This window comes from Mesorhizobium sp. M7A.F.Ca.CA.003.01.2.1, assembly GCF_003998945.1.
In the GTDB taxonomy this organism is placed as follows: domain Bacteria; phylum Pseudomonadota; class Alphaproteobacteria; order Rhizobiales; family Rhizobiaceae; genus Mesorhizobium; species Mesorhizobium ciceri.
Map to the genome: position 1 here is coordinate 1 of NZ_RZRA01001589.1, position 577 is coordinate 577.

A 577-nucleotide genomic window follows, 5' to 3' on the forward strand; every position below is an offset into this window, starting at 1 on the left:
GCATTTCAAGACCTCGACGAACCAGGCGCCGCGCCGCGCCAATCCCGGCCTGCCGGGGCAAGAGCTCAACATCTGGCTGCGGCTGAAGCTGATCGCCGATGCCGGGCTGGTCGGGCTGCCCAATGCCGGCAAGTCGACATTCCTGGCGGCGGTCACCGCAGCCAAGCCGAAGATCGCCGACTATCCGTTCACGACGCTGCATCCCGGCCTCGGCGTTGCCCGCATCGACGCGCGCGAATTCGTCATCGCCGACATTCCGGGCCTCATCGAAGGCGCGCATGAGGGCGTCGGCATCGGCGATCGCTTCCTTGGCCACGTCGAGCGCACGCGTGTGCTGCTGCATCTGGTTTCGGCGCAGGAGGAAAATCCGGGCAAGGCCTACAAGACCGTGCGAGCCGAGCTCGACGCCTATGGCCATGGCCTCACCGACAAGGTCGAGATCCTGGCGCTTTCCCAGGTCGACACGCTCGACGCCGATGCGCGCAAGAAGAAGGTCGCCTCGCTGAAACGCGCTGCCGGCCGCGCGCCGATGCTGTTGTCGGCGGTCACCGGCGAGGGCGTCGAGGCGGTGCAGCGG

1 protein-coding gene is annotated in these 577 nt (G+C 67.6%); it reads left to right on the forward strand.

Annotated elements, in window-relative coordinates; genetic code table 11:
- Positions 1-577: GTPase (locus EN969_RS34390; RefSeq protein ID WP_206525374.1), on the forward strand; the 577-nt coding region annotated here is incomplete at both ends.